Raw genomic sequence first — 23,095 nt, 5'->3', positions numbered from 1 at the left:
AAATCTGATTAAAATTCTGCGTTTTGTGGTGTTCTTGGAAACGGAATTACGTCTCTAATATTTCCCATACCTGTTGTAAATTGTACCAATCTTTCAAAACCTAAACCAAAACCAGAATGCACAGCTGTACCAAATTTACGTAAATCTAAATACCACCAAAGTTCTTTTTTATCAATATTCATGGCTTTCATTTTTTCAATTAAAACGTCATAACGCTCTTCACGTTGCGCGCCACCTACCATTTCTCCAATTCCAGGAAATAAAACATCCATGGCTCTTACGGTTTTTCCATCTTCATTTAAACGCATGTAAAATGCTTTAATATCTGCTGGATAATCGAACAAAATTACGGGACATTTGAAATGTTTTTCAACCAAAAAACGTTCGTGTTCAGATTGTAAATCTGCGCCCCATTCATGAATAGGATATTGAAATTTCTTCTTTTTATTAGGTTTAGAGTTTCTAAGAATGTCTATTGCTTCTGTATAAGAAACTCTTTTAAAATTATTTTCAGCCACAAATTTGAGTTTTTCTAACAAACTCATTTCACTTCTTTGTAATTGTGGTTTTGTTTTTTCTTCTTGTGTAAAACGTTGGTCTAAAAAGGCTAAATCTTCTTTACAGTTTTCTAGCACATAACTTAAAACAGCTTTTATAAAATCTTCTGCCAAATCCATATTGCCATCTAAATCCATAAAAGCAACTTCGGGCTCTATCATCCAGAATTCTGCTAAGTGACGTGTTGTATTTGAATTTTCTGCTCTAAATGTCGGCCCAAAAGTATAAACTTTTCCTAAAGCCATTGCATAGGCTTCTGCCTCTAATTGACCAGAAACGGTTAAGTTGGTTTCTTTTCCGAAGAAATCTTTCGCATAATCTATTTTACCATCTTCTGTTACTGGCGCTTTATTATCTTCAAAAGAAGTAACTCGAAACATTTCACCAGCACCTTCTGCATCTGAACCTGTAACAATTGGCGTATTCACATAATTAAAACCATTGTCTTGAAAGTATTTATGTACCGCAAAAGAAAGCTTAGAACGCACTCTCATAACCGCACTAAATGTATTTGTTCTTACACGTAAGTGTGCATTTTCTCTTAAAAATTCAAAACTGTGTTTTTTGGGTTGAATAGGATATTCATCTGGATTAGAATCCCCCAAAATTTCTATTTCAGAAACCTGAACTTCTACAGACTGTCCTTTTCCTTGGCTTTCCGCTAAAATTCCTTTTACAGCAATTGCTGCTCCTGTAGTAATTCTTTTTAAAGTATCTTCTGATGTGTTTTCAAAATCGATCACACATTGTATGTTGTTAATTGTAGAACCGTCATTTAAAGCAACAAAACGATTACTTCTAAAGGTTCTAACCCAGCCTTTTAGGATTATTTCTTGTAAAACGGTACCTGATTTTAAGATTTCTGCTACGTTACTTTTCACCATCATTATTAAATATATTGTATTCGAAAATCGTCTTTTTTAAAAGAGTAAAGATACTTTTTTTGCTATAATTTGTTCTGTATTTTATAAAATTATATACAGCAATCTGAGTTTGTATTTAAAAATTCTTAGATAAAAAATTAGTTCAAATCAATTGCATCCAAATTCTTCCAGCTTATTAAATTCCCATAAGGTAAAACATCATCATTTGTACCAGCATAAACCAAATATCCATTTTCTTTGGGATTGTCTGCCAGCTTATTCCAATAAGTCATGTTTTTAAAATGCTCTTTTTGATAGGTTACACTCGATTTTATTTCGATAGGAATCATTGAATTTGCTTTTTCTACAACACAATCTATTTCTTTACCGTGTTTATCTCTCCAAAAATATAAATTTGACATTTGACCTTTGTTTAATTTATTTTTCAGGAGTTCATTTATAATATAATTCTCAAATAAATTTCCTTTTGCAAAATGAACTTGTAATTCTGCTATACTTTTAATTTGCAATAAATTACACGCCAAACCTGTATCATAAAAATATAATTTGGGACGTTTTATCAACCGTTTATTAAAATTTTTATAATGAGGTTTTAAGAGATGAACAATATAAGTTGCTTCTAGAATTGACAACCAATCTCTTGCTGTATTTGGAGCTATTCCTGCATCTGAGGCTAAGGAATCTAAATTTAAAATTTGCCCAACTCTACCTGCACATAAACTCAAAAAATTAGTGAAACTTGTAAGATTTCCAATATTTCTAATAGAACCTACATCCCTTTCTATATATGTTTGTATGTAGTTTCCATAAAATATTTTTGGCGGAATATTTCTATCGTAAATACTCGGATACATTCCTTTATAAACAAATTCTAAAGGTTTATTTTGCCAATAATTAGTATTTTTTAATTCTTGATTTGAAAAAGGTAATAATTTTATAATAGCTGTTCTTCCCGCTAAAGTCTGTTTTATTTTATCTAATAATAAAAAATTTTGAGATCCGGAAAGTACAAAAAGAATATCTCTATTATCGTCAACAATACCTTGTATGTATGAAAATAGTTCAGGTACATTTTGAGCTTCATCTAATATTGCTCCTTTAGGTAAATTTTCTAAAAAGCCTTTTGGATCATCAAATACTCTTTTTCTAGTTTCTGGATTTTCTAATAAAAAATAGGGTAATTGATTAAAAACACTTTTTATTAAGGTTGTTTTTCCTGATTGTCTAGGTCCAGTAACAGTTATTACAGAATAATAATTACTCACCTCAAGCAATGTTTTAGTTATTTCTCTTTGAATCATATCTCAAAAATACTTTAAATATTGGACATTTCCGCAATTAAAGTGCGGAAATGTCCAATATTTATTTTTCTAAATCATCTTCTTTAGGCGGAAAAATTTTCATCGCTGGTTCTTTAAATACTTTTTTATTGGCTATCTTTTTCTCAAAGGTTAATAAGAGCGAAGGCAATAATAATAAGTTAGAAACCATTGCTAGTAATAAGGTTACAGACACTAAGCCACCCAATGCAATGGTACCTCCAAAACTAGAAAGCGTAAATACTAAAAACCCGAAGAATAAAACAATAGAAGTATAAAACATACTTACGCCCGTTTCTCTTAAAGCTGCATAAACAGAGGGTTTTATTTTCCATTTATTCGCAATTAATTCCTGTCTGTATTTTGCTAAAAAGTGAATGGTATCATCTACTGAAATACCAAAGGCGATACTAAACACCAATATTGTGGATGGTTTTATAGGAATATTTAAAAAGCCCATCAAACCTGCAGTGATTAATAACGGAAGCATATTCGGAACCAAAGAAATTAGAATCATTTGTGGCGATCTAAACATCCATGCCATAAATATGGCAATTAAGAAAATAGCTAAAGACAAAGAAATGACTAAATTATTAATCAAATAATTGGTTCCTTTTATAAAAACCAATGCTTTTCCAGTTAGAGAAACATTATATGTATCTGAAGGAAATTCTTTCGCAATTACGGCTTTTAATCGTTCTTGAATGATATCCATTTTATCGGTACCAATATCTTTCATAAATGTGGTAATTCTTGCATAACGTCCTGTAGCATCTACAAAGGTTTTTAGCATGCCAGCATCATTATTTGAATTTTTAGTATAGGAAAAAATATAGCCTTGTTCTTGATTTGTGGGTAATTGATAGTATTTAGGATTCCCCTTATAATAAGCTTGTTTCGAGTATTTAACAAGATTTACAACCGAAATTGGTTTCGATAATTCAGGAAAAGTTTCTATGGCTTCATTTAACTTTTCCATCTTTTTTAAAGTGGAAAGCTTCATAACACCTTTGTCTTTTTTTGTGTCAATTAAAATTTCTAAAGGCATAATACCACCAAACTCTCTTTCAAAGAATTTAATGTCTTTATAGAAATCCATTTGTTTGGGCATGTCTTCGATTAAACTCCCAGAAACTTTTATTTTATAAACGCCAATGATGCTTAAAACAATGACTAAAACGGTTGCAAAATAAATAGTAATTCTTTGGTTTCTGACCATTTTTTCCATCCAATCTACTACATTTTCGATCCATCTTTTTTCAAGATGACTCAAATGCTTTTTCTTTGGAAGTGGCATAAAACTATAAATAATCGGAACGATTAACAATGCCAAAATAAAAATACTGATGATGTTTACAGAAGCTAAAATTCCGAATTCACGTAATAAATCGCTTTTTACAAAAACAAAGGTTGCAAAACCAGATGCGGTTGTAATGTTGGTCATTAAAGTGGCGTTTCCAATTTTAGAAATAACTCGTTGTAGCGCTTTGGCTTGTTGCCCATGTTTTTTTATTTCTTGTTGATATTTATTAATCAAGAAAACCGCATTTGGGACACCAATTACAATAATTAAAGGTGGTATTAAAGCAGATAGAACTGTAATTTCATAGCGGAACAAACCAATAAACCCAAAGGCCCAAACAACACCAATCATTACTACTAAAAGGGTAATAAAAGTGGCTCTAAAAGAACGGAAAAAGAAGAAGAAAATAAGTGCGGTAATTCCTAAGGCACCAACTACAAAGAGTAGAATTTCATCTTGAATATTTTGTGCATTTAAAGTCCTAATATAGGGCATTCCAGAAACACGAACATCTAAGTTGTTTTCTTCTTCGAATTTTTTTATAGCAGGAGTTAAAACATCAAAAATAAAATCTCTACGTTTTGGCGTATTTATAATTTCTTTTTTAATGTAAATAGCGGTTTGTAAAGTTCCTGTTTCTTTGTTAAATAATAAATTATCGTAAAAAGGAAGCTTTTCAAAAAGTTGTTTTTTTATGGCTTGTACTTCTTCTGAAGTGGTAGGGTTTTTCTCGTATAAGGGTTCTAGAACAAATTTTCTATTTTTTCTATCTGCTTTTAGTTTTTGAACATCGGCTATAGAAATGGTAAAATCTATTTCTTCTCTTTCGTCAAATTGTTCAACTAACTTGTTCCAAGCGTTAAATTTTTGCGGTGTAAAAACGCTGGGATCTTTAACGCCAAGAATTACTAAATTGCCTTCTTCACCAAAAATCTCTAAAAACTTATTGTATTCTACATTCGCAATGTGATCTTCTGGAAGTAGATTTGCTTCGGTATATGAGAATTTCATATACTTCATCTGCGATGCTAATAAACCTGTAATAACGGCAATTATTAATAAAACCAAGTAGCGGTTTCTTAAAATAATACCAGCAACTTTTGTCCAGAAATTCATTCAAAAAATTTCTACAAAGATAGCTAAATTGTAGAAGTGATTTCAACAAAAAAAGAGTGTTTATAAAACACCCTTTTCAATTCTAATTTCGCCATTTTATTTAAACGGTCATAATCTCTTTTTCTTTTATAGAAAGAATATCTTCTGTTTTTTTTACAAAAGAGTCTGTTAGTTTTTGAACGTCATCTTCTGCAATTTTTTTCATATCGTCAGAAATATCTATTTTTTTGATTTCGTTGTTTGCATCTTTACGCGCATTTCTAATTCCAACTTTAGCATGTTCAGCTTCTGCTTTTGCTTGTTTTGCCAAACCAATTCTTCTTTCTTCTGTTAACGGTGGTACGTTAATCATGATCAAATCACCATTGTTCATGGGGTTTAAGCCTAGGTTCGCTATTTGAATTGCTTTTTCGATGTTTTGCAACATGCCTTTTTCCCAAGGTTGAATGCTTAGCGTTCTTGGATCTGGCGTATTTACATTGGCAACCTGGCTTAATGGTGTTTGAGAACCATAATAATCTACCATTACGGTTCCTAACATTGCAGGCGTTGCTCTACCAGCTCTAATAGAGCGTAATTCTTTTTCTAAATGAGTAATGGCACTGTCCATTGCTTCTTTAGCTGTGTCTAATATGAATTCGATTTCTTCGTTCATCTTCAGTATATTTTTAAAGATTTTTAGATTCCTGTTACCCAATCAATTTGAGTATCAATTTCACAGGAATGACATTTTTATTTTTATAAGAAACTCAAAAGTAAATACTTTAGAGAAACTTTGTGCAATTAAATATCAACAATAGTACCAATTTTTTCTCCAGAAACCAATTTTAATAGGTTGCCGTCTGTGTTCATATCAAACACAATAATTGGTAATTTATTTTCTTCACTCAATGTAAATGCCGTCATATCCATTACTTTTAAACCTTTTTTAATCACGTCTTTAAAAGTAATCGTTTCAAACTTTACAGCATTTTTATCTTTTTCTGGATCTACATTGTAAATTCCGTCTACACGGGTTCCTTTTAAAATAGCATCTGCATTTACTTCAATAGCTCTTAACACGGCTGCGGTATCTGTTGTAAAATAGGGGTTTCCTGTTCCAGCACCAAAAATAACAACTCTTCCTTTTTCTAAATGGCGAATTGCTTTTCTTTTAATATAAGGTTCTGCAACTTCTTTAATTTCTAAAGCGGTTTGTAAGCGTGTATCTACATCTTCGTCTTCTAAGGCGCTCTGCAATGCCAAACCGTTGATACAAGTGGCCAACATACCCATATGATCTCCTTGCACACGATCCATACCATTTGCAGCACCTGCAACGCCTCTAAAGATATTTCCACCACCAATTACAATAGCAACTTCTACCCCTTTTTCTACGACTTCTTTTATTTCTTTTGCGTACTCAGCCAAACGTTTTGGATCAATTCCGTATTGTCTTTCGCCCATTAAAGCTTCTCCGCTTAATTTTAAAAGAATTCTTTTGTATTGCATCTGGTTTCCTTGATTTTTTAGATTTCCACTTTTGTAGAAACAAAGTTGTGCAAAACTACGTTTTTTTTTTGATTTTCTTTTTTTGATAAAATAAAAAATCTTGTAAATTTGTGAACTTACCTAGTAAATTATCAATCCATTTTGAATTCCAAATTTAATAGGTTTTGGACTTATCTTTGTACTTACTATTATAACTAAGCTTTTACCGTTAAGATTTAGAAATCGAGCGAGTATTTTTACTTATTTTACAAACTCTCTAAAATTATTTTGATCAATAATTTTCACATCAGTATTGTAAGTATTCGTAAACGTTTTAGGAATTTTTATCTTTGTGCTTGCTTTCCATTTAAACTCAAATGCTTTTAAATTACTGCTAGTTTCTTCAATAAAATCTATTTCTTGTTGTTGTTATGTTCGCCAAAAAAAAGGAGTTGCCTTTAATTTGTAATAGTCATTTTTTTTAAGTCGTTCTGATATTAAAAAGTTTTCCCATAATAAGCCAACATCTATTCTTAAATCTAAAGGATTAAAATTGCCAATAATGGCATTCCTAACCCCATTATCATAAAAATATATTTTTTGGTTGGTTCTAATTTCGGTTCTCAAATTTTTACTGAAGTTAGGCAGTTTAAAAATTACGTAGCCTTTTGCTAATAAATCTATATAACTGTTTATAGTATTTTTACTAACGCCAATTAATCGAGAAAGTTCTTTGTAATTTACTTCGCTACCTACTTGTAAAGCCAATGCTTTTAATAACTTTTCTAGAATTTCTGGTTTTCTAATACCTCCAAAAGCTAGTATATCTTTGTATAAATAACTGGTAACAAGTTCATTTAAAACCTCATTTTCTTCCCCTTTATTATTTATAACATCTGGGAACATACCAAATCGTAAGCGAAGTTCTAGTTCTTGTTCAGATTTTACATAGCCAAATTCGTTTTCAAATTCTTCCCAAGAAATAGGGTATAAGTGATATTCCCACTTTCTTCCTGTTAAAGGTTCATTAATTAAATTATTTAGCTCAAATGCCGAAGAACCACTTACTATTAATTGCAAATCTTTAAATTGATCTGTAATTAGTTTTAAAGTGATGCCAATATTTTCGATACGTTGCGCTTCATCAATAAAAACAATTTTATTCTCTGCAATTATATTATTAATTTGTTGTGTATTGGCATTTTCTAAAAGAGTTCTTACGATAGGATCATCACCATTTAAAAAAAGAAATTGTTGATTTTCTAAAAGATTGTAAATAAGTGTGGTTTTACCAACTTGTCGTGGACCTATTTAATAAAATGGCTTTTCCTTTGCCAAATTTTTCTAATAATGTTTGTGAAAGTATTCGCTTAATCATAACTTTTAGCCTTTGTAATGACTGTAAGTTATAACTTATGGTCATAATAATACCTAAAAGCACTATTTTTTATTGAATGAAAAATTTTAGATTGTAAATTCAATAAAAAAAACATCACAGATTTACTGAAATGAATTCAGCTTAAATACTAGGTTTTAAAATAATGTTTTATCCTAAAGGAAATCTTTCAAAAATAAGTATTTACAGCAAACTCAAATTGGGCTATAAATATTTCTTTAAAACTAGAAATATTATTTTGTTCGTAGAATAAAAGCATCGCTTTCTTGTAATCAATGGCGTCAACAGTTCTAAATGATAATGGGCAATAATTTTTATTCATCAAAATGGCATTACTCACTATTCTTGCAGTCCGTTTATTGCCATCCATAAAAGGTTGTATGTAAGAGATTAATACAAGTGTTAAAAGTGCTTTTTCAAAGACATTTTCTTTAGCGTTTATTAAGCTACAAGCACATTTAAGTGCTTCTGAAATTTGAAACTCATTATCTAGCGGACGGTAATTTGTGCCAGAAATACCCACTCTTCTTTTTCTTATATTCTTTTGAACGTCAAGTTCTTTAATTAGTAAGCTATGAATATCCTCAATTTTTGATACGGCTAGAGGATGTAAATAACCTGGGTTTTCTATAATAAAATCTAACGCATCTTTATGATTTAGTAACATTATAGCTTCTTCTTTCGTTTTACCAGAAGCAGTTTCTTTATCTTTTAGTAATCTTTCTGTTTCTAATAAAGAATAAGTGTTTCCTTCTATTTGAGAAGATTTCCAGCTTAAGTCTATCGCTAATCTATCTAATTCTTTTTTGTATTCTGATTCAGAAAGTTGCCTTACATTATTTGTGTAAATGTTTTGAAGGTTTTGTAATTTTTCTAATTCAATTTTTGTAAAAATAGGATGTGCATTTAAGGTTTCTGTAATAACTTTTAAATTGAATTTTTCTTTAATATCTCTATCATCAATTTCTTTCTTATAGTAATCATCTAAATTAATGGGTTGTAATAATTCATAAGCAGGGGAAATGCTGTATTTTGTTGCTTTTCCTTTACCAATAGTTGCAATGGTATTTTCTAATTGTAACTTTGTTAAAATTCTTTTTAGGGTAGCATAACTAATCTCTAATGCAAGGTTATCAAATATTTCTTTAGATGATAATGATTTATTAGTTTTTAGAATATTAATAATAGTTAATTCTCTTTGGTTATTCATTTTAAGCTCAATTAGAGGATAAATTTAATCTTTTTAAGCTCGTAAAACCTATTTTTTGAGCTTTATTTTTTATTTAATGAGCTTAAAGTTTTTTCAATAAAAAAACCTCAATTTCAAATATTTGAAATCGAGGTTTTAGTTATAATAATTAGAATTGTTTTATCCTAAAGTAACTCTTTTAAAAGTTGTTACTTCAACATCACCATAAGTTTTTACATATTGCGCAACATTCTTCTTTTCATCTTTAATAAAAGTCTGGTCTAAAAGACACTGCTCCATATCTAAAGTTGTATTATCTGCAATAAAACGTTCCATTTTACCTGGTAAGATTCTATCCCAAATTTGTGCTGGTTTCCCTTCCGCTTTTAACTCTGCTTTGGCTGCTTCTTCAGCTTTTGCTAAAATAGCATCAGATAATTGAGACATAGAAATATATTGAGGAACATTTTTCAACGTTTTTCCTAATCTCCCTAACTCGATATTATCTTTTTCAATAACAGCAATTCTAGCTTCTGTTTCCGCAGTAACAAATGCAGGGTCAAAATCTTTATAAGATAATGTAGTGGCTCCCATAGAAGCTACTTGCATTGCTAAATCTTTCGCTAAAGTTTCTGCATTGTCTACAACGGCAGATAATCCTACTAAAGCAGCAATTTTACCTATGTGAGTATATGCACCAACATACGCAGCTTCCACTTTTTCAAAAGCTGTAATTTCTAACTTTTCACCAATTACACCCGTTTGTTCAACGAGTTTATCAGCAACAGTCATTCCTCCAAAATCTGCCGCTAAGAAAGCTTCTTTACTGTCAAAATTTAAAGCGATGTCTGCAAATTGTCCTCCTAAAGCTACGAAAGATTCATTTTTACCAACAAAATCTGTTTCACAAGCTAAAACAATAGCAACACCTGCAGTTTTATCTGCATTAATTTTTGTGACTGCAACACCTTCTGTAGATTCTCTATCAGCTCTTTTTGCAGCAATTTTTTGACCTTTTTTACGTAAAACATCAATTGCTTGTTCGAAGTTACCTTCTGCTTCTACTAATGCCTTTTTACAGTCCATCATACCAGCACCAGTTGCTTCTCTTAATTTTTTAACATCAGCAGCACTTACTTTTACCATGTCACCTACTATTTTTGTTAGAAACAATTGTTTCTAAATGATTATTAAAATTATTTTTTTTCTTCAGCTTTTTCTTCTGCTTTAGCCTCTGCCGGTGTTGTAGTTCCTTCAGTAGTATTTACTACAGCTTCTTCTAAATTAGGAGTTTCAGCTTTCACTGCTTCCTTTTTAGGAGTTTCTTCTTTTGCAGGAGCTGCCTCTTGTTTAGCTACTTTTTCTTCTTTTGTTTTTTCCTTGTCTGCTTTGTCAGATTTTCTATCAGACAAACCTTCTGCAATTGCATCGGTTACAAAAGACAATACCTTGTCTATAGACTTAGAAGCATCGTCATTTGCTGGAATGATGAAATCTACCTGTCTTGGGTCTGAATTCGTATCTACCATTGCAAAAATTGGAATATTTAATTTTTGAGCTTCTGCTACAGCAATGTGTTCTTTTTTAATATCTACAATAAATAACGCACCAGGTAAACGAGTCATGTCTGAAATAGAACCTAAATTCTTTTCTAATTTTTCTCGTTGTCTATTGATTTGTAATTTTTCTCTTTTAGATAAGGCATCAAAAGAACCATCTGTCTTCATTCTATCTATCTGAGCCATTTTCTTAACAGCTTTTCTAATAGTAACAAAGTTGGTTAACATACCTCCAGGCCATCTTTCTGTAATGTAAGGCATGCTTACCGCTTTCGCTTTTTCAGAAACAATGTCTTTTGCTTGTTTTTTTGTAGCAACAAATAAAATTTTACGTCCAGAGTTCGCAATCTTTTTTAAAGCTTCTGAAGTTTCTTCTATTTTTGCAGCCGTTTTATACAAATCGATGATGTGTACACCATTACGTTCTGTATAAATATATGGAGCCATGTTAGGGTTCCATTTTCTAGTAAGGTGTCCGAAATGTACACCGTTATCTAATAATTCTTGAATATTTATATTTGCCATTTTTCTAAATGTGTTTACGTTCTGTTTTGAAATCAATATATAAGTAGTCTTTATAAGAGTCTTATATATTTAGATGCTAAACTGTTTCCTATTAATTTTGTGTAATAATAACAGTTCTCGATGTGAAATTTGTATAAACCTTTCGACTCCGCTCAAGGAGACATGGAAAGAAGAAACAAAATATATTAACGTTTCGAGAATTGGAATTTTTTACGTGCTTTTTTCTGACCGAATTTCTTACGTTCTACCATTCTTGGATCACGCGTTAATAATCCTTCTGGTTTCAACACTAATCTGTGCTCTTCGTTAATAGATACCAATGCTCTGGTAATTGCTAAACGAATTGCTTCTGCTTGTCCTGTTACACCACCACCATAAACATTTACCTTAATGTCATAAGACTCTAAGTTTTCTGTTAACATTAATGGTTGCTGAACTTTATACTGTAAAGTACCTGTTGTAAAATAACTTTTATAGTCTTTTTTGTTTACTGTAATGTCCCCTTTTCCATCAGTAAGATAAATACGAGCAACAGCAGTTTTTCTTCTACCTATTTTGTGAACTGTATCCATTATATTAAATCGTTAAGGTTAATAGCTTTAGGCGTTTGCCCATCTTGTTTGTGCTCAGTACCTGCATATACATACAAGTTTCTGTACAAAGCCGCTCCTAAAGTGTTTTTAGGTAACATTCCTTTTACTGCTTTTTCGATTAATCTTGTAGGATCTTTCTCAAACATTTCTGTTGCAGTTAACGATCTTTGTCCTCCTGGATACCCTGTGTGACGAATGTAAGATTTGTCTCTCCATTTGTTTCCAGATAAAACAATTTTTTCTGCGTTGATAACAACCACGTTGTCTCCACAATCTACGTGCGGAGTAAAGTTTGGTTTATACTTACCTCTAATTAGCTTTGCTATAATAGAAGATAGACGACCCAACGTTTGCCCGTCCGCATCAACCAAAACCCACTCCTTGTTTACGGTAGCGCTGTTTGCTGATACTGTTTTGTAACTTAATGTGTTCATAATTACACGATTAGTTTTTGTTATACCAATTATACTTTGAAAATGGCTGTAAAATAAAATGATGATTTTTTTCTTTATATGATGAAGAAAAATCAATCATAGCATTTGCTATGGTTTTTTTTATTCTGAAATAGAAAGGAATAAAAGAACGTTTTATTACAGTTATTTTGAAGTTTAAGTGGTATTGATTAATAATTTATATTTTCCTTAAAAAAGGAGTGCAAATGTAATGCTATTTATTTGATTGACAAATAGTGTTTTAGATTTATTTTTTTGAAATTATCAGAATGCTTTTTTGAATGAATAATTAACATAAAGTTAAGAAAAGAGAAAAGTACTTTTGTTGTAATGCTACAGCGCATTTTTAGACGCTGTTTTCAAAAAAAATAAACGACCCAAAATTCAATGAGATTTATACTTTCAATACTAGTTTTTAGTACTTTTTTTTCATTTCATATTACTGCTCAAGAAGCACAATTAAATAAAGTTTTAAAGCGAATTTACACCACAAAAAAATTAGTAAAAACACCTGTAATTGATGGCTTAATTTCTGAAGATGCCTGGGATGTTGTTCCATGGTCCTCAGATTTTACTGAAAAAACACCAGATGAAGGAACACCACCAACGCACCAAACAAAATTTAAGGTAATGTATGATGCGAAGTTCTTATATGTTGCAATTAGAGCATTAGATAAGGATCCCGGCTTAATTCAACAAAGATTAAGTAGAAGAGACGGTTTTGCTGGTGATCGCGTAAATGTAATCATAGATAGTTATCACGATAAAAGAACTGCTTTTGTGTTTACTACCACAGCTGCTGGTGTTAAAGGCGAAGAGATAGCAACCCAAAATGGAAATAACTGGGATGAAAGTTGGAACCCAATTTGGTATACAAATGCCAATGTAGATGAGAAAGGTTGGACCGCAGAAATGAAAATACCCTTTAGTCAATTGCGCTTTGGTGATGATAATGAGCAAATTTGGGGTTTTAATATCAATAGAACTATTTTTAGATTGCAAGAACGTTCTTTATGGCAAAGAATTCCCAATGATCAAGCAGGTTTTATTAGTGAAGCAGGAGAACTACACGGTTTGGTAAATTTAAAATCACAAAAACAATTAGAAATTCAGCCTTTTACAGTATTGCAATATGATAGTTATCCAGCAGAAACTGGAAACCCATATAGAGATGGAAGCGATTTTAAAATCAATGGAGGTCTGGATGCAAAAATTGGGATTACTAATGATTTAACTTTAGACTTAACGATCAATCCAGATTTCGGACAAGTAGAAGCAGATCCTGGAGCGATTGCATTAGACGGTTTTCAAATATTTTTTCAAGAACAACGTCCGTTTTTTGTAGAAAATAAAAATATTTTCGATTTTGAATTTGCCAATGGAAGTGATAATCTTTTTTATAGCAGAAGAATTGGTAGAAACCCGCATAGAAATGCAAATTTAGCAACTGGTGAATTTGCAGAGGTACCACAAAACTCAACTATTTTAGGTGCTGCAAAATTCTCTGGAAAAACCAAAAACGGTTGGTCTATTGGGCTTTTAGAAAGTGTTACTGCCAACGAATTCGCAGAAATAAAACAAACCGATGAAGATACTAGAGAAGAAATTGTAGAACCTTTAACCAATTATTTTGTGGTGAGAGCTCAAAAAGATTTTAATGAAAGAAATTCTTATTTAGGCGGAATTTTTACAGCTACCAATAGAAATTTAGATGGTAATTTTACTGAATTACACAAAGCAGCATATACAGGAGGAATCGATTTTAGACACACTTGGCGCAAAAGAGAATTCTATGTAGAAGGAAATGCAATTATGAGTCGTGTTTCTGGAAGTGAAGAGGCTATAGAAAATACGCAGCGTTCTATCACAAGATTGTTTCAAAGAACAGACGCAAGTCATGTAGCAGTTAACCAAACAAGAACTTCTTTAACAGGAACAGGTGGTAGAATAGAAGCAGGTAAACAAGGTGGTGGAAATTGGCGTTACAACGGTGGTTTTGTCTGGCGTTCTCCAGAATTAGAATTGAATGATGTTGGATTTTTACGTCAAACAGATGAAATGATTCAGTTTGTAGAAGGAAGATATTTATGGCAAGTTCCTAAAGGAATTTATAGAGATATAAGAATAAACTTAGAACAATCTAGTAGATATGATTTTGGTGGAAACTTAAATAGAGTGCGCTACGAATTGGAAGGAAATGTAAACTGGAAAAATAATTGGTGGACAGAAGTAGGAATGGGAGCAAGTAGCCAAATTCATAGAAATGCTTTTTTAAGAGGTGGTCCTCGTTGGCGAGCAGCAGATGATCGCTATATGTATGGGTTTTTCGGTTCAGACAGAAGTAAGAAATTTAGTTTTACATTAGGTTATGTTGCTGTTCGAAGCGATGAAGAAGTTTTTACTAGAAACAGATATGTTTTTAGAATGAATTACCAACCTTTCGATTCTTTTAGCATGTCTTTAGATAATGAATTAGAAAAAACCGAAGATAAAACACAGTATGTAACAACCACAGATTTTGGAAACTTAAAAAGATACATCTTAGGAAATATTAAAAACGATACTTGGTCTACAACGCTAAGGCTAAATTATAGTTTGAACCCTAATTTTTCTGTTCAGTTTTACGGACAACCCTTTATTTCTAGAGGAAGATATTCTGATTTTAATTTTGTAAACAATCCTACCGCAAGTTCAATCAACGATCGTGTAAATGTATATAATGAAAATCAGATTTCCTTTGGTGTAAATGCGAATGGTGATGAAGCTTTTTTAATTGATGAAAATTTAAATAGCAACACAGACTATACTTTCGAAAAACCCGATTTTTCTTTTGTACAATTGCAAACCAATTTAGTGGTAAGATGGGAATATATTCCAGGTTCTGAATTGTTTTTTGTTTGGGCAAGAGGTTCTTCAGGAATACAAAGTTCAGAAAATTCTTTAAGAGAAAGCATCAATAATCAGGTTTTTGATATTCCTGCCCAAGACACTTTTTTAATCAAAGCAACGTATCGATTTGTGCGATAACTTGCAAAAAGTCTTTTCGAAGTTTTTACTTTAGAATCTTCTCTAAATTTGTCATTGCTTTTTAACCTTTCTGTAAAAACTATTTAAAATAAGATTTGAGTTAGTGTACGTTTTTTGATTTTCTTCTTGCTCTTTCGTTTTTAATAATGGATAATTCTCTTGATGTTTGTCCAGCGACAGACGTGTTTTCTTCCGCGCGTCTAATTAAATAAGGCATCACATCTTTTACGGGACCAAACGGAAGATATTTTGCAACATTGTAGCCTAATTCAGATAAATTATAACTAATATTATCACTCATGCCATACAATTGTCCGAACCAAATTCTTTTATCATTTTCAGAAATTCCTTTGGTTTTCATGATGTCCATCAGTAAATAAGAGCTTTCTTCGTTATGTGTTCCTGCGAAGAGTTCTATGTCTTCTAAATTATCTAATATATAATTTAAAACTTCATTGTATAAGTTATCAGTTGTCTTTTTGTCTTTGCAAATTGGGTCTTTGTAATTGTTTTTTAAAGCCCTTTCTCGCTCTTTTTCCATATAAGCTCCTCTAACTAGTTTCATGCCAATTTTAAATCCTTTGGCTTTTGCTCTTTGATGTAAATTTTTTAAATAATCTAATCTGTCCCAACGATATGCTTGTAGTGTATTAAAAATAATAACGTCTTTTGTGTTGTATTTTTCCATCATGTCTTCAATAAGTGCATCTGCAGCAACTTGCATCCAGCTTTCTTCGGCATCAATTAAAACGGGAATATTATACGTATTTGCTGTTTTGCAAACCTTTTCAAAACGTTCTTTTATAGCTTCCCATTCAACTTTTTCGCCCTCACTTAAAGGATCTTTTTTGGTGATTTTTTGATAAATTTTAAATCGTCCAAAACCTGTGGGTTTAAATACAACAAACGGAATGGCTTCATCTTTTTTAGCAAACTCTAGAATTGTTACTATTTTTTGAAGTGTCTCATCAAATTGTTTTTCTTCTTCTTTGCCTTCCACCGAATAATCCAAAACTGTATGCACATTTTTAGTGTGCATTTTTTTAATGATGCCCTGGCAATCTTCTTCATCGATGCCTCCACAGAAATGATCGAAAACGGTAGCTCTAATTAACTTTTTTACGGGTAATTTTGCTTTTAAAGCAAAATTTGTAACTGCTGCTCCAATTTTAACTAATGGCGCTTTCTTTATCATTTCGAATAAAAATAAGGCTCTGTTTAATTCTGAATCAGATTTCAGCGCCAGCGCAATTTCGGTATTATCAAATATTTTATTCACTTAATTTTGTTTTCTTTAAGTTAGTTAAAAGTGCATATAAAGCTCCAGAAATAAGCAACGATTGTACAGCAGGAAAACCTATCTTTATTTCGTATTGTGTAACATAGCCAACCAAAAGACCTACCAAAATGCTTATGGTTGCTAACCAATTCCAAGATTGATTTGTAGTCACTTCCCTTTTATCAACAAAAAAGAAATGTGCCATGATAACGCCTGCGATTACAGGAACGATTAATGCTATTGAATATAAGAAATTTACAAACTGATCCATGATGCCTAATAAGGATAAAATGATTCCAACGATAGCAAAAACGAGTGTCATTATTTTACGACTTTTATCATCATTTAGATTAAACATATTACATAAAACCAAGCCTCCAGTGTAATTACTAACCAATTGACTGGTCCAAGTAGCCACCCAAAGCACTACAAAACCCCAAGCAGGAAAGCCGAGTTCTTGCATCACTTGCACAATATCTGAATTTCCTGTTCCCATAGACATTACTGCTCCGACTAAAAAAAGTGGAAAACCAACGATGATAATTCCCAACGGAATTAAAATATTATCTCTCCAAGTGGGTTTTGCAAATCGGGTGTAATCTGGCGCAATTAACCATTGTGCCACGTTAATGCTAATTACTAAATTAATTGCTTCGATAAAAGACATGGAACCTTCTGGATTCCAGCTTGCTATTTTTTCCCAACCCATATTATTTATGGATAAATAAAGTGCTACCGTAACTAATAATAAACCTGCGGGAATTGCCACATAATCTACCCATTTAATAGAAGCGTAGCCTATGATGGACGGAATAGCAAATAGCAATCCAATACCAGCTGTACTTACAATGTATAAGAATACATCCTCTCTTTTATTGATGCCGACTAATGCGCTAAACGCATCTGCGGCAACAGAGGTTTGTATGGCCCACCAACCTAAAGTTAACGCTAAAATGACGATTCCAACGATAATTCGTGATTGCTCTTTTCCAAAACTCAGCGCTGCTAAACCAGACGATGTTAAACCTGTTTTAGCGCCAATATATCCTTGAACAGCGTTTCCTATCCATTGGAAAAAAACCAATGCAACCATTAAAATGCCAACAATCTCTAACAAGCTAAAATTACCAATTAGAATTCCGCCAATTAGTAATACAGGAATACAGAATTCTAATCCTCCAAAAATGAAAGCTGGAATATGCCAAGCTTGTCTTTCGTTTAACGGAATAGATTTTGAAGCTGAATCTACCGTTTTATTTGTGTTAGTAGTTTGTTCCATTTTGATTGGTTTTTTATGATTTAATCAGTTTTCTTGAACAAGAAGAAAAGAATTTTACTGTCTTCTAATGTTTCTGTTTTTCGGATTTCGTCTTTATTTAAATAGATTAAATCGCCTTGATTCATTATTTTTTCGTTCCCATTATTAGTTAAAACTCTTAATTTACCTAAAACTAAATAAGTGATTTCATGCGAGTCGAGCGTTTTAAACGGGAGTACTTGTCCTTTTTTTAAAACTACCGAACCACAATCTACAGCAACACCTTCTTCTTGTTTTTGAATGAGGTATTTTAAATACTCTTTTTCGGGATACGTTAATGGGAGTACTTCCATAGTTTTTTTGAATTAAGCTTCAATCATTGCAGGATAATGCTCCAACGCTTGCTCTTTGGTAATAAAACCGTTTTTTATGTCATTTTGAATTTTCGCTAACGGTCTGTCTTTAGGATTTCCATAACCACCGCCAGTTGCTGTTACCAATTTTACTTTGTCGCCTTTATTTAGTTTTACATTGGTTACAATGTTATATTCTTCTTCTGTACCATCGGTTCTTATCACGGTAAAATAATTGTAACTCCCTTCTTTACCTTCTTTTAATCCCCAAGTTGGAATGGAATATCCTAAAAATGCTCCTGTTAAAAAGGCTTCCTCAGAGAGAATTTTAAAAGTTAAATATTGTCCGTTTCCACCTTGAAACTCGCCATAACCACCACCTTCATTATGAAAAGCATATTCTTCTACAAGTACACCATATTTGCGTTCTCTGGTTTCTGCTGGAATGTTATAGGATTCGCCATGTGCATACGAGAATTGTCCGCGATTTCCATCATGATAGGCACATGCGCCCCAACCACCGGAAAGTGGTTCTGCTTGTACATAAAACTCTTTTGTAACAGGATGAACTCCAGAAATATAGGTTACACAAACTGATCTAAAATGACCTGCTGGTAATTTTTCTGGCACAATAGGACCTAATGTTTTTAACAATAAATCTATGGCTGCTAAAAACACTTCATAATATACAGAAGTAGGTGCAGGCGAGCTTGCGCTGACCAATGTATTGTCTGGACAAATTAATTTCACATGTTTAAAAGAACCATTATTTGCTGGTAATGTTGGTGTTGTTATCGATTTAAATGCAGCTCTTACAGCGGTTTCTAAACCAGTTCTCGACAAATTTAAAGGGCCTTTTAATTGCTCGTGAGAACCTGTAAAGTCACAAATCATATTTTCGTTAGAAATGATAATTTTTAATTTTAAAGGGAAAGGACCGTTACCAAAACCATCGTTTTCTATCCAGCCTGTATTTTCATATACACCATTCGGAATTTTTTGCAACTCTTTTAAGCTAATACGTTCGCCGTATTCCATGAATTCTTCTGCCGCTTCTTTGTAAGCATCTAAACCATATTTTTCAATCAGTTTTATAATTCTTTCTGCACCAACATCATTTGCAGCTATTCCTGAAAATAAATCGCCTAAAGTACTTTTTGGTAAACGAACGTTGGCTTCAATCATTTGAATAATGGCATTATTTAGTTTGCCTTCATCCTTAATTTTTATAAAAGGAAAATGCATCCCTTCTTGATAAATTTCTGTTGAAACGGTAGATACAGAGCCAGGGTTTGTTCCTCCAATATCTGTCCAATGTGCTTTATTTACTGTAAAAGCAACACGTTCTCCTTTATAAAAAATAGGTGTAATAATCGCAATATCAGATAAATGTGTTCCACCACCTACATAAGGCGTGTTTGCAATAATAACGTCTCCTTCTTTTATAGGATTGTCATCATTAAAACGCTCTAATGTTTCTTCTACTACAAGGCTCATTGCTGCTAAAAACGTAATTACTCCGTTTCCTTGTGCCAACAATCGTCCTTCTCCGTCTGTAATTCCTACAGCGTAGTCCAACGCCTCATAGATTATAGGACTCATGCTGGTACGTTGAATCGTTTCAAACATAGCTTCACCAATGGATATTAATGAATCCTGAATAATATCTGATGTAAATTTATTTAAACTCATGGCTACTTTATTTTATTGATAATAATGTTTGCATAGTCATCAATTTTAAATTGATGCTTTGGGGGCACAACGGTTGATGTGGATTGTTCTACAATAATTGCAGGACCTTCAATCGTCATGCCTGGGTCTAATTTATCTCTATCATAAAACTTACTATCATGAATACCAGACTCATCAAAATCCACTTTTTCAGTGGCAATTAATGCATCTTCTATAGTACTGCCTTTTGACTCAACTTTTCCTATAACGGGCTTATTTACAATAACCTCTGCTACCAAATGATAGTTAACAATTTCAATTTTGGTCTCTTTTAGATTAAATGCGTATCTCTTTTTATGCAGTTGATGAAAATTAGTTTCAATCTCATCCATTTTTAAATGGTTTAAATCAGGCAGCATCAGCTTCACAGAGTGTTCCTGACCATCATAACGGAGATCTAAAAAGTATTCAAATTGAATGTCTTCTTTTTGATACAAATCTATTTCATAGGCTTTTATGGCTTCATTTCTCATGTCATGAAAGACGTCTTTTAAGGTTGAAAAATTAGCAACATTTAAACGCATAACATCTGTACGGATGTAATCTCGCCTTAAATCTGACATTAACATTCCGAAAGCTGAAAATACGCCTGCATTTAAGGGCACAATGATTTCTGGCATTTGCAATTCTTCACCTAAATATGCACCGTGCATTGGACCACCGCCACCAATAACGACTAAAGAAAAATCTCTTGGGTCATAGCCTTTGTTTACGGATACACTTTTTAAAGCGTTTACCATATTCGAATTGGCAACACGAATTACGCCGCGTGCCATTTCTTCCATTGTCATATCCAATTCGTCACAAAGTGGTTTTGCTGCATTTTTTAGACTATTTAAATCTGGTTTTAATTCGCCCCCCAAAAAGTAATCTTTATGAATACGGTTGCAGACTACATTAGCATCTGTTGTGGTAAAACTCGTGCCACCTTTTCCATAGGATGAAGGACCAGGATTTGCAGCTGCACTTTTTGGACCCACACGCATTTTGCCACCATCGTCTAACCAAGCAATACTGCCGCCACCGTTACCAATTTCTACAATATCTATTACGGGTGTAAGTATAGGGAAGCCAGCTTGGGTTTTTGTTTTTTCAATATTATAAGTGGTTATAATTTTTGGGATTCCGTTTTCAATCAGAGAACATTTTGCTGTTGTACCTCCAATGTCAAGTACCAATAAATTTTCTTTCCCAATAGTTCTTCCCAGTACCACCCCTCCAAGCATACCGCTTGCTGGACCCGATTCAATTAAGGTAATTGGATTTGCCTTTACATCTCCAACGGTGGTAATACCACCGTTGGACTGCATTATGTAAAGATTATTTTTATACCCTAATTTTTGTAGGTGATGCGTTAAATTATTTAAATACTTGGTTGCGATTGGTTTTACATAAGCTGATAAAACTGTAGAACTTGTACGTTCATATTCTCGCCATTCTCTAGTAACTTCATGCGAAGTTATGACTTCGAATTGAGGATATTTAGTACGAATGTAGGTTGCCAATTGTTTCTCGTGAACTGGATTTTTATAACCGTGTAAAAAGCAAATAGCAATTGCTTCGACACCTTCTTTTATAAATTTGCCGATATGTTTATCTACTGATGATTCGTCTAACGGTGTGATGATTTCGCCAAGATAATTGATGCGTTCCTTTACCTCTTGTCTTAAATAACGGGCAACAAACGGTTCTTCTTTTTTAAAGTTGAAATTGTACAAATCTGGGCGTGTACCTCTAGCAATCTCTAGAACATCCCGAAATCCTTCGGTTGTGATCAACGCCGTTTTAGAACCCTTCCGTTCTGTGATGGCATTGATGACCACTGTTGTACCGTGAGCAAAAAAATCAATGGTAGTTAAATCTAAATCTATTTTTTCTATAGCGTTTAAGATTCCTTTTTCAAATTCGCCCGGTGTTGTGCTGGATTTAGATACTTCAACCTTTCTAACTTCTTTAGTTACGCTATCGTAATCAAAGAAAACAAGGTCTGTAAAAGTTCCTCCTATATCTGTTGCTACTCTCATGTATTTTAATAATTTATTTATTATTTACCCGAACTACAATTTTTCCTACTTGCTGATTGGAAAGCATATATTCATAGGCTTTTTTGTAATCTTTAAAATCAAAAACTTTACTCACGATTGGTTTTAGCGCTCCTTTTTCAATGCGTTCTAAAACATACCCCTTGCATTCGTTTAGTTTGTCGATGTTTTCTACATGGGTGAATTGAGAATAGGCATCCATTATGGCTTTTTTCCTAATTAATGGCACAAGTGGAAATAGTGTTGGGTTTGGGTCTAATAATCCGTAAATGATTACAACGGCTCCTGTTGATAAGGCTTCTAAATATTCATCACAAAAAGCGCCTGCTACAGGATCGTACACAAAACTTACGCCTTTGCCTTTAGTGATTTCCATCAATCTTTTTTTGACGTTTTCTTCTTTTGTTACGATTAGATGATGTATCCCAAGTTGTTCGAGTTCCTCTTTTTTGACGCTTGTCCTAGTAGAACCTATAACGGTAGCTCCTGCATCTCTTGCTAGTTCAAAACAACCATACCCAGCTGAACTAGAAATGGCTGGAATAAAAACGTAATCTCCTTTTTTTACGCTGCCAATATGAAATAAGGCAAAATAAGCTGTAGAATATTGCATCCAAATAGAGCAAGCTTCTTCTGTGGTTAAATTTTCTGGCGCCTTAGTCAAGTAGTCTTGAGGTACGACCGCATATTCTCCCTGCACCCCATATTTTGAAGTATTAAATGGTATTGAAGTTACCCTATCACCAACTTTAAAATCGGTTACTTTGTCGCCAATTTTTACAACTTCACCTGTCGCTTCTGACCCAATACGTGAAGGGAAATCTGGCAACGTCGTATGGAAACCTTGGTAATGCAGTACATCGGCTCTGTTAAGTGCGAAGGCATCAACCTTGAATAAGACTTCATCATTGATTGGGTCTTCTAGGGTTATGTTTTCTATGTTTAATACGTCTAACTCTCCACATTTGTGGAATCTTATTATGTTACAATTGACTTTCATTTTTTTCAGATTTAGAAATGAGTTAACTACCCTTCCTACCT

General features: G+C 32.7%; 18 protein-coding genes. 1 reads left to right on the top strand and 17 read right to left on the bottom strand.

Going from position 1 to position 23,095, the window contains the following annotated elements:
• Positions 1 to 8 precede the first annotated feature (8 nt).
• The 11 genes from asnS to rplM all read right to left on the bottom strand — a co-directional run bounded on the left by asnS (position 9) and on the right by rplM (position 12,346).
• Positions 9 to 1,442, bottom strand: coding sequence for an asparagine--tRNA ligase (gene asnS, locus Q0998_RS15130; RefSeq protein WP_299671268.1), 1,434 nt, complete (start codon positions 1,440 to 1,442; stop codon positions 9 to 11).
• A gap of 137 nt (positions 1,443 to 1,579) precedes the next feature.
• A complete protein-coding gene (locus Q0998_RS15125) occupies positions 1,580 to 2,743 on the bottom strand; it encodes an ATP-binding protein (protein ID WP_299671266.1) in 1,164 nt (387 codons plus the stop codon).
• A gap of 61 nt (positions 2,744 to 2,804) precedes the next feature.
• Entirely contained in the window at positions 2,805 to 5,180 is a 2,376-nt protein-coding gene (locus tag Q0998_RS15120) for an MMPL family transporter (RefSeq protein ID WP_299671263.1), read from the bottom strand.
• A 100-nt stretch (positions 5,181 to 5,280) separates the two neighbouring features.
• Positions 5,281 to 5,835: a ribosome recycling factor gene (gene frr, locus Q0998_RS15115; protein ID WP_299671261.1), complete on the bottom strand. Its 555-nt coding sequence runs from the start codon at positions 5,833 to 5,835 to the stop codon at positions 5,281 to 5,283.
• Between the two features lie 128 nt (positions 5,836 to 5,963).
• Positions 5,964 to 6,671 (bottom strand): UMP kinase, encoded by a 708-nt coding sequence (pyrH, locus tag Q0998_RS15110; protein WP_299671258.1) that lies wholly within the window; start codon positions 6,669 to 6,671, stop codon positions 5,964 to 5,966.
• Positions 6,672 to 7,079: 408 nt separating this feature from the next.
• On the bottom strand, positions 7,080 to 7,928 hold the full coding sequence (locus Q0998_RS15105) for an AAA family ATPase (protein WP_299671292.1): 849 nt from the start codon (positions 7,926 to 7,928) through the stop codon (positions 7,080 to 7,082).
• Between the two features lie 287 nt (positions 7,929 to 8,215).
• Positions 8,216 to 9,256 (bottom strand): Fic family protein, encoded by a 1,041-nt coding sequence (locus Q0998_RS15100; RefSeq protein ID WP_299671256.1) that lies wholly within the window; start codon positions 9,254 to 9,256, stop codon positions 8,216 to 8,218.
• A gap of 159 nt (positions 9,257 to 9,415) precedes the next feature.
• On the bottom strand, positions 9,416 to 10,381 hold the full coding sequence (gene tsf / locus Q0998_RS15095; protein WP_299671254.1) for a translation elongation factor Ts: 966 nt from the start codon (positions 10,379 to 10,381) through the stop codon (positions 9,416 to 9,418).
• A 50-nt stretch (positions 10,382 to 10,431) separates the two neighbouring features.
• Positions 10,432 to 11,319 carry a 30S ribosomal protein S2 gene (gene rpsB, locus Q0998_RS15090; protein ID WP_299671251.1) on the bottom strand — a complete coding sequence of 296 codons (888 nt, stop codon included), beginning with the start codon at positions 11,317 to 11,319 and terminating at the stop codon, positions 10,432 to 10,434.
• A gap of 185 nt (positions 11,320 to 11,504) precedes the next feature.
• Complete coding sequence (gene rpsI / locus Q0998_RS15085) at positions 11,505 to 11,891, bottom strand: 30S ribosomal protein S9 (protein ID WP_299671248.1); 387 nt, start codon at positions 11,889 to 11,891, stop codon at positions 11,505 to 11,507.
• Positions 11,891 to 12,346 carry a 50S ribosomal protein L13 gene (gene rplM, locus Q0998_RS15080; protein WP_299671245.1) on the bottom strand — a complete coding sequence of 152 codons (456 nt, stop codon included), beginning with the start codon at positions 12,344 to 12,346 and terminating at the stop codon, positions 11,891 to 11,893. Before rplM ends, rpsI begins: the two co-directional genes overlap by 1 nt.
• Positions 12,347 to 12,751: 405 nt before the next feature.
• Between rplM and Q0998_RS15075 the strand changes: the two genes are divergently transcribed.
• Positions 12,752 to 15,391 carry a DUF5916 domain-containing protein gene (locus tag Q0998_RS15075; protein ID WP_299671243.1) on the top strand — a complete coding sequence of 880 codons (2,640 nt, stop codon included), beginning with the start codon at positions 12,752 to 12,754 and terminating at the stop codon, positions 15,389 to 15,391.
• 100 nt (positions 15,392 to 15,491) lie between these two features.
• Here Q0998_RS15075 and Q0998_RS15070 read toward each other — a convergent pair whose 3' ends face one another.
• From Q0998_RS15070 to Q0998_RS15045, 6 genes are read right to left on the bottom strand one after another with little or no spacing between them, the layout of a single operon-like run.
• Positions 15,492 to 16,670, bottom strand: a complete 1,179-nt coding sequence (locus Q0998_RS15070; protein WP_299671240.1) for a proline dehydrogenase family protein — start codon at positions 16,668 to 16,670, stop codon at positions 15,492 to 15,494.
• Positions 16,663 to 17,949, bottom strand: coding sequence for a cytosine permease (locus tag Q0998_RS15065; RefSeq protein WP_299671238.1), 1,287 nt, complete (start codon positions 17,947 to 17,949; stop codon positions 16,663 to 16,665). Before Q0998_RS15065 ends, Q0998_RS15070 begins: the two co-directional genes overlap by 8 nt.
• A 20-nt stretch (positions 17,950 to 17,969) precedes the next feature.
• The gene (locus tag Q0998_RS15060; RefSeq protein WP_299671235.1) at positions 17,970 to 18,281 is read right to left on the bottom strand and encodes a hypothetical protein; all 312 of its coding nucleotides are present in this window, start codon (positions 18,279 to 18,281) and stop codon (positions 17,970 to 17,972) included.
• A gap of 12 nt (positions 18,282 to 18,293) precedes the next feature.
• Positions 18,294 to 19,973, bottom strand: a complete 1,680-nt coding sequence (locus Q0998_RS15055) for a hydantoinase B/oxoprolinase family protein (RefSeq protein WP_299671233.1) — start codon at positions 19,971 to 19,973, stop codon at positions 18,294 to 18,296.
• A 2-nt stretch (positions 19,974 to 19,975) separates the two neighbouring features.
• Positions 19,976 to 22,036, bottom strand: a complete 2,061-nt coding sequence (locus tag Q0998_RS15050) for a hydantoinase/oxoprolinase family protein (protein ID WP_299671230.1) — start codon at positions 22,034 to 22,036, stop codon at positions 19,976 to 19,978.
• A 13-nt stretch (positions 22,037 to 22,049) separates the two neighbouring features.
• Positions 22,050 to 23,054: a zinc-dependent alcohol dehydrogenase family protein gene (locus Q0998_RS15045; protein WP_299671228.1), complete on the bottom strand. Its 1,005-nt coding sequence runs from the start codon at positions 23,052 to 23,054 to the stop codon at positions 22,050 to 22,052.
• Positions 23,055 to 23,095 lie beyond the last annotated feature (41 nt).

This window comes from uncultured Polaribacter sp. (assembly GCF_947501385.1).
Lineage (GTDB): Bacteria > Bacteroidota > Bacteroidia > Flavobacteriales > Flavobacteriaceae > Polaribacter.
Note: the sequence above shows the minus strand (reverse complement) of the source record. Positions and strands in the feature narration are given on the sequence as shown.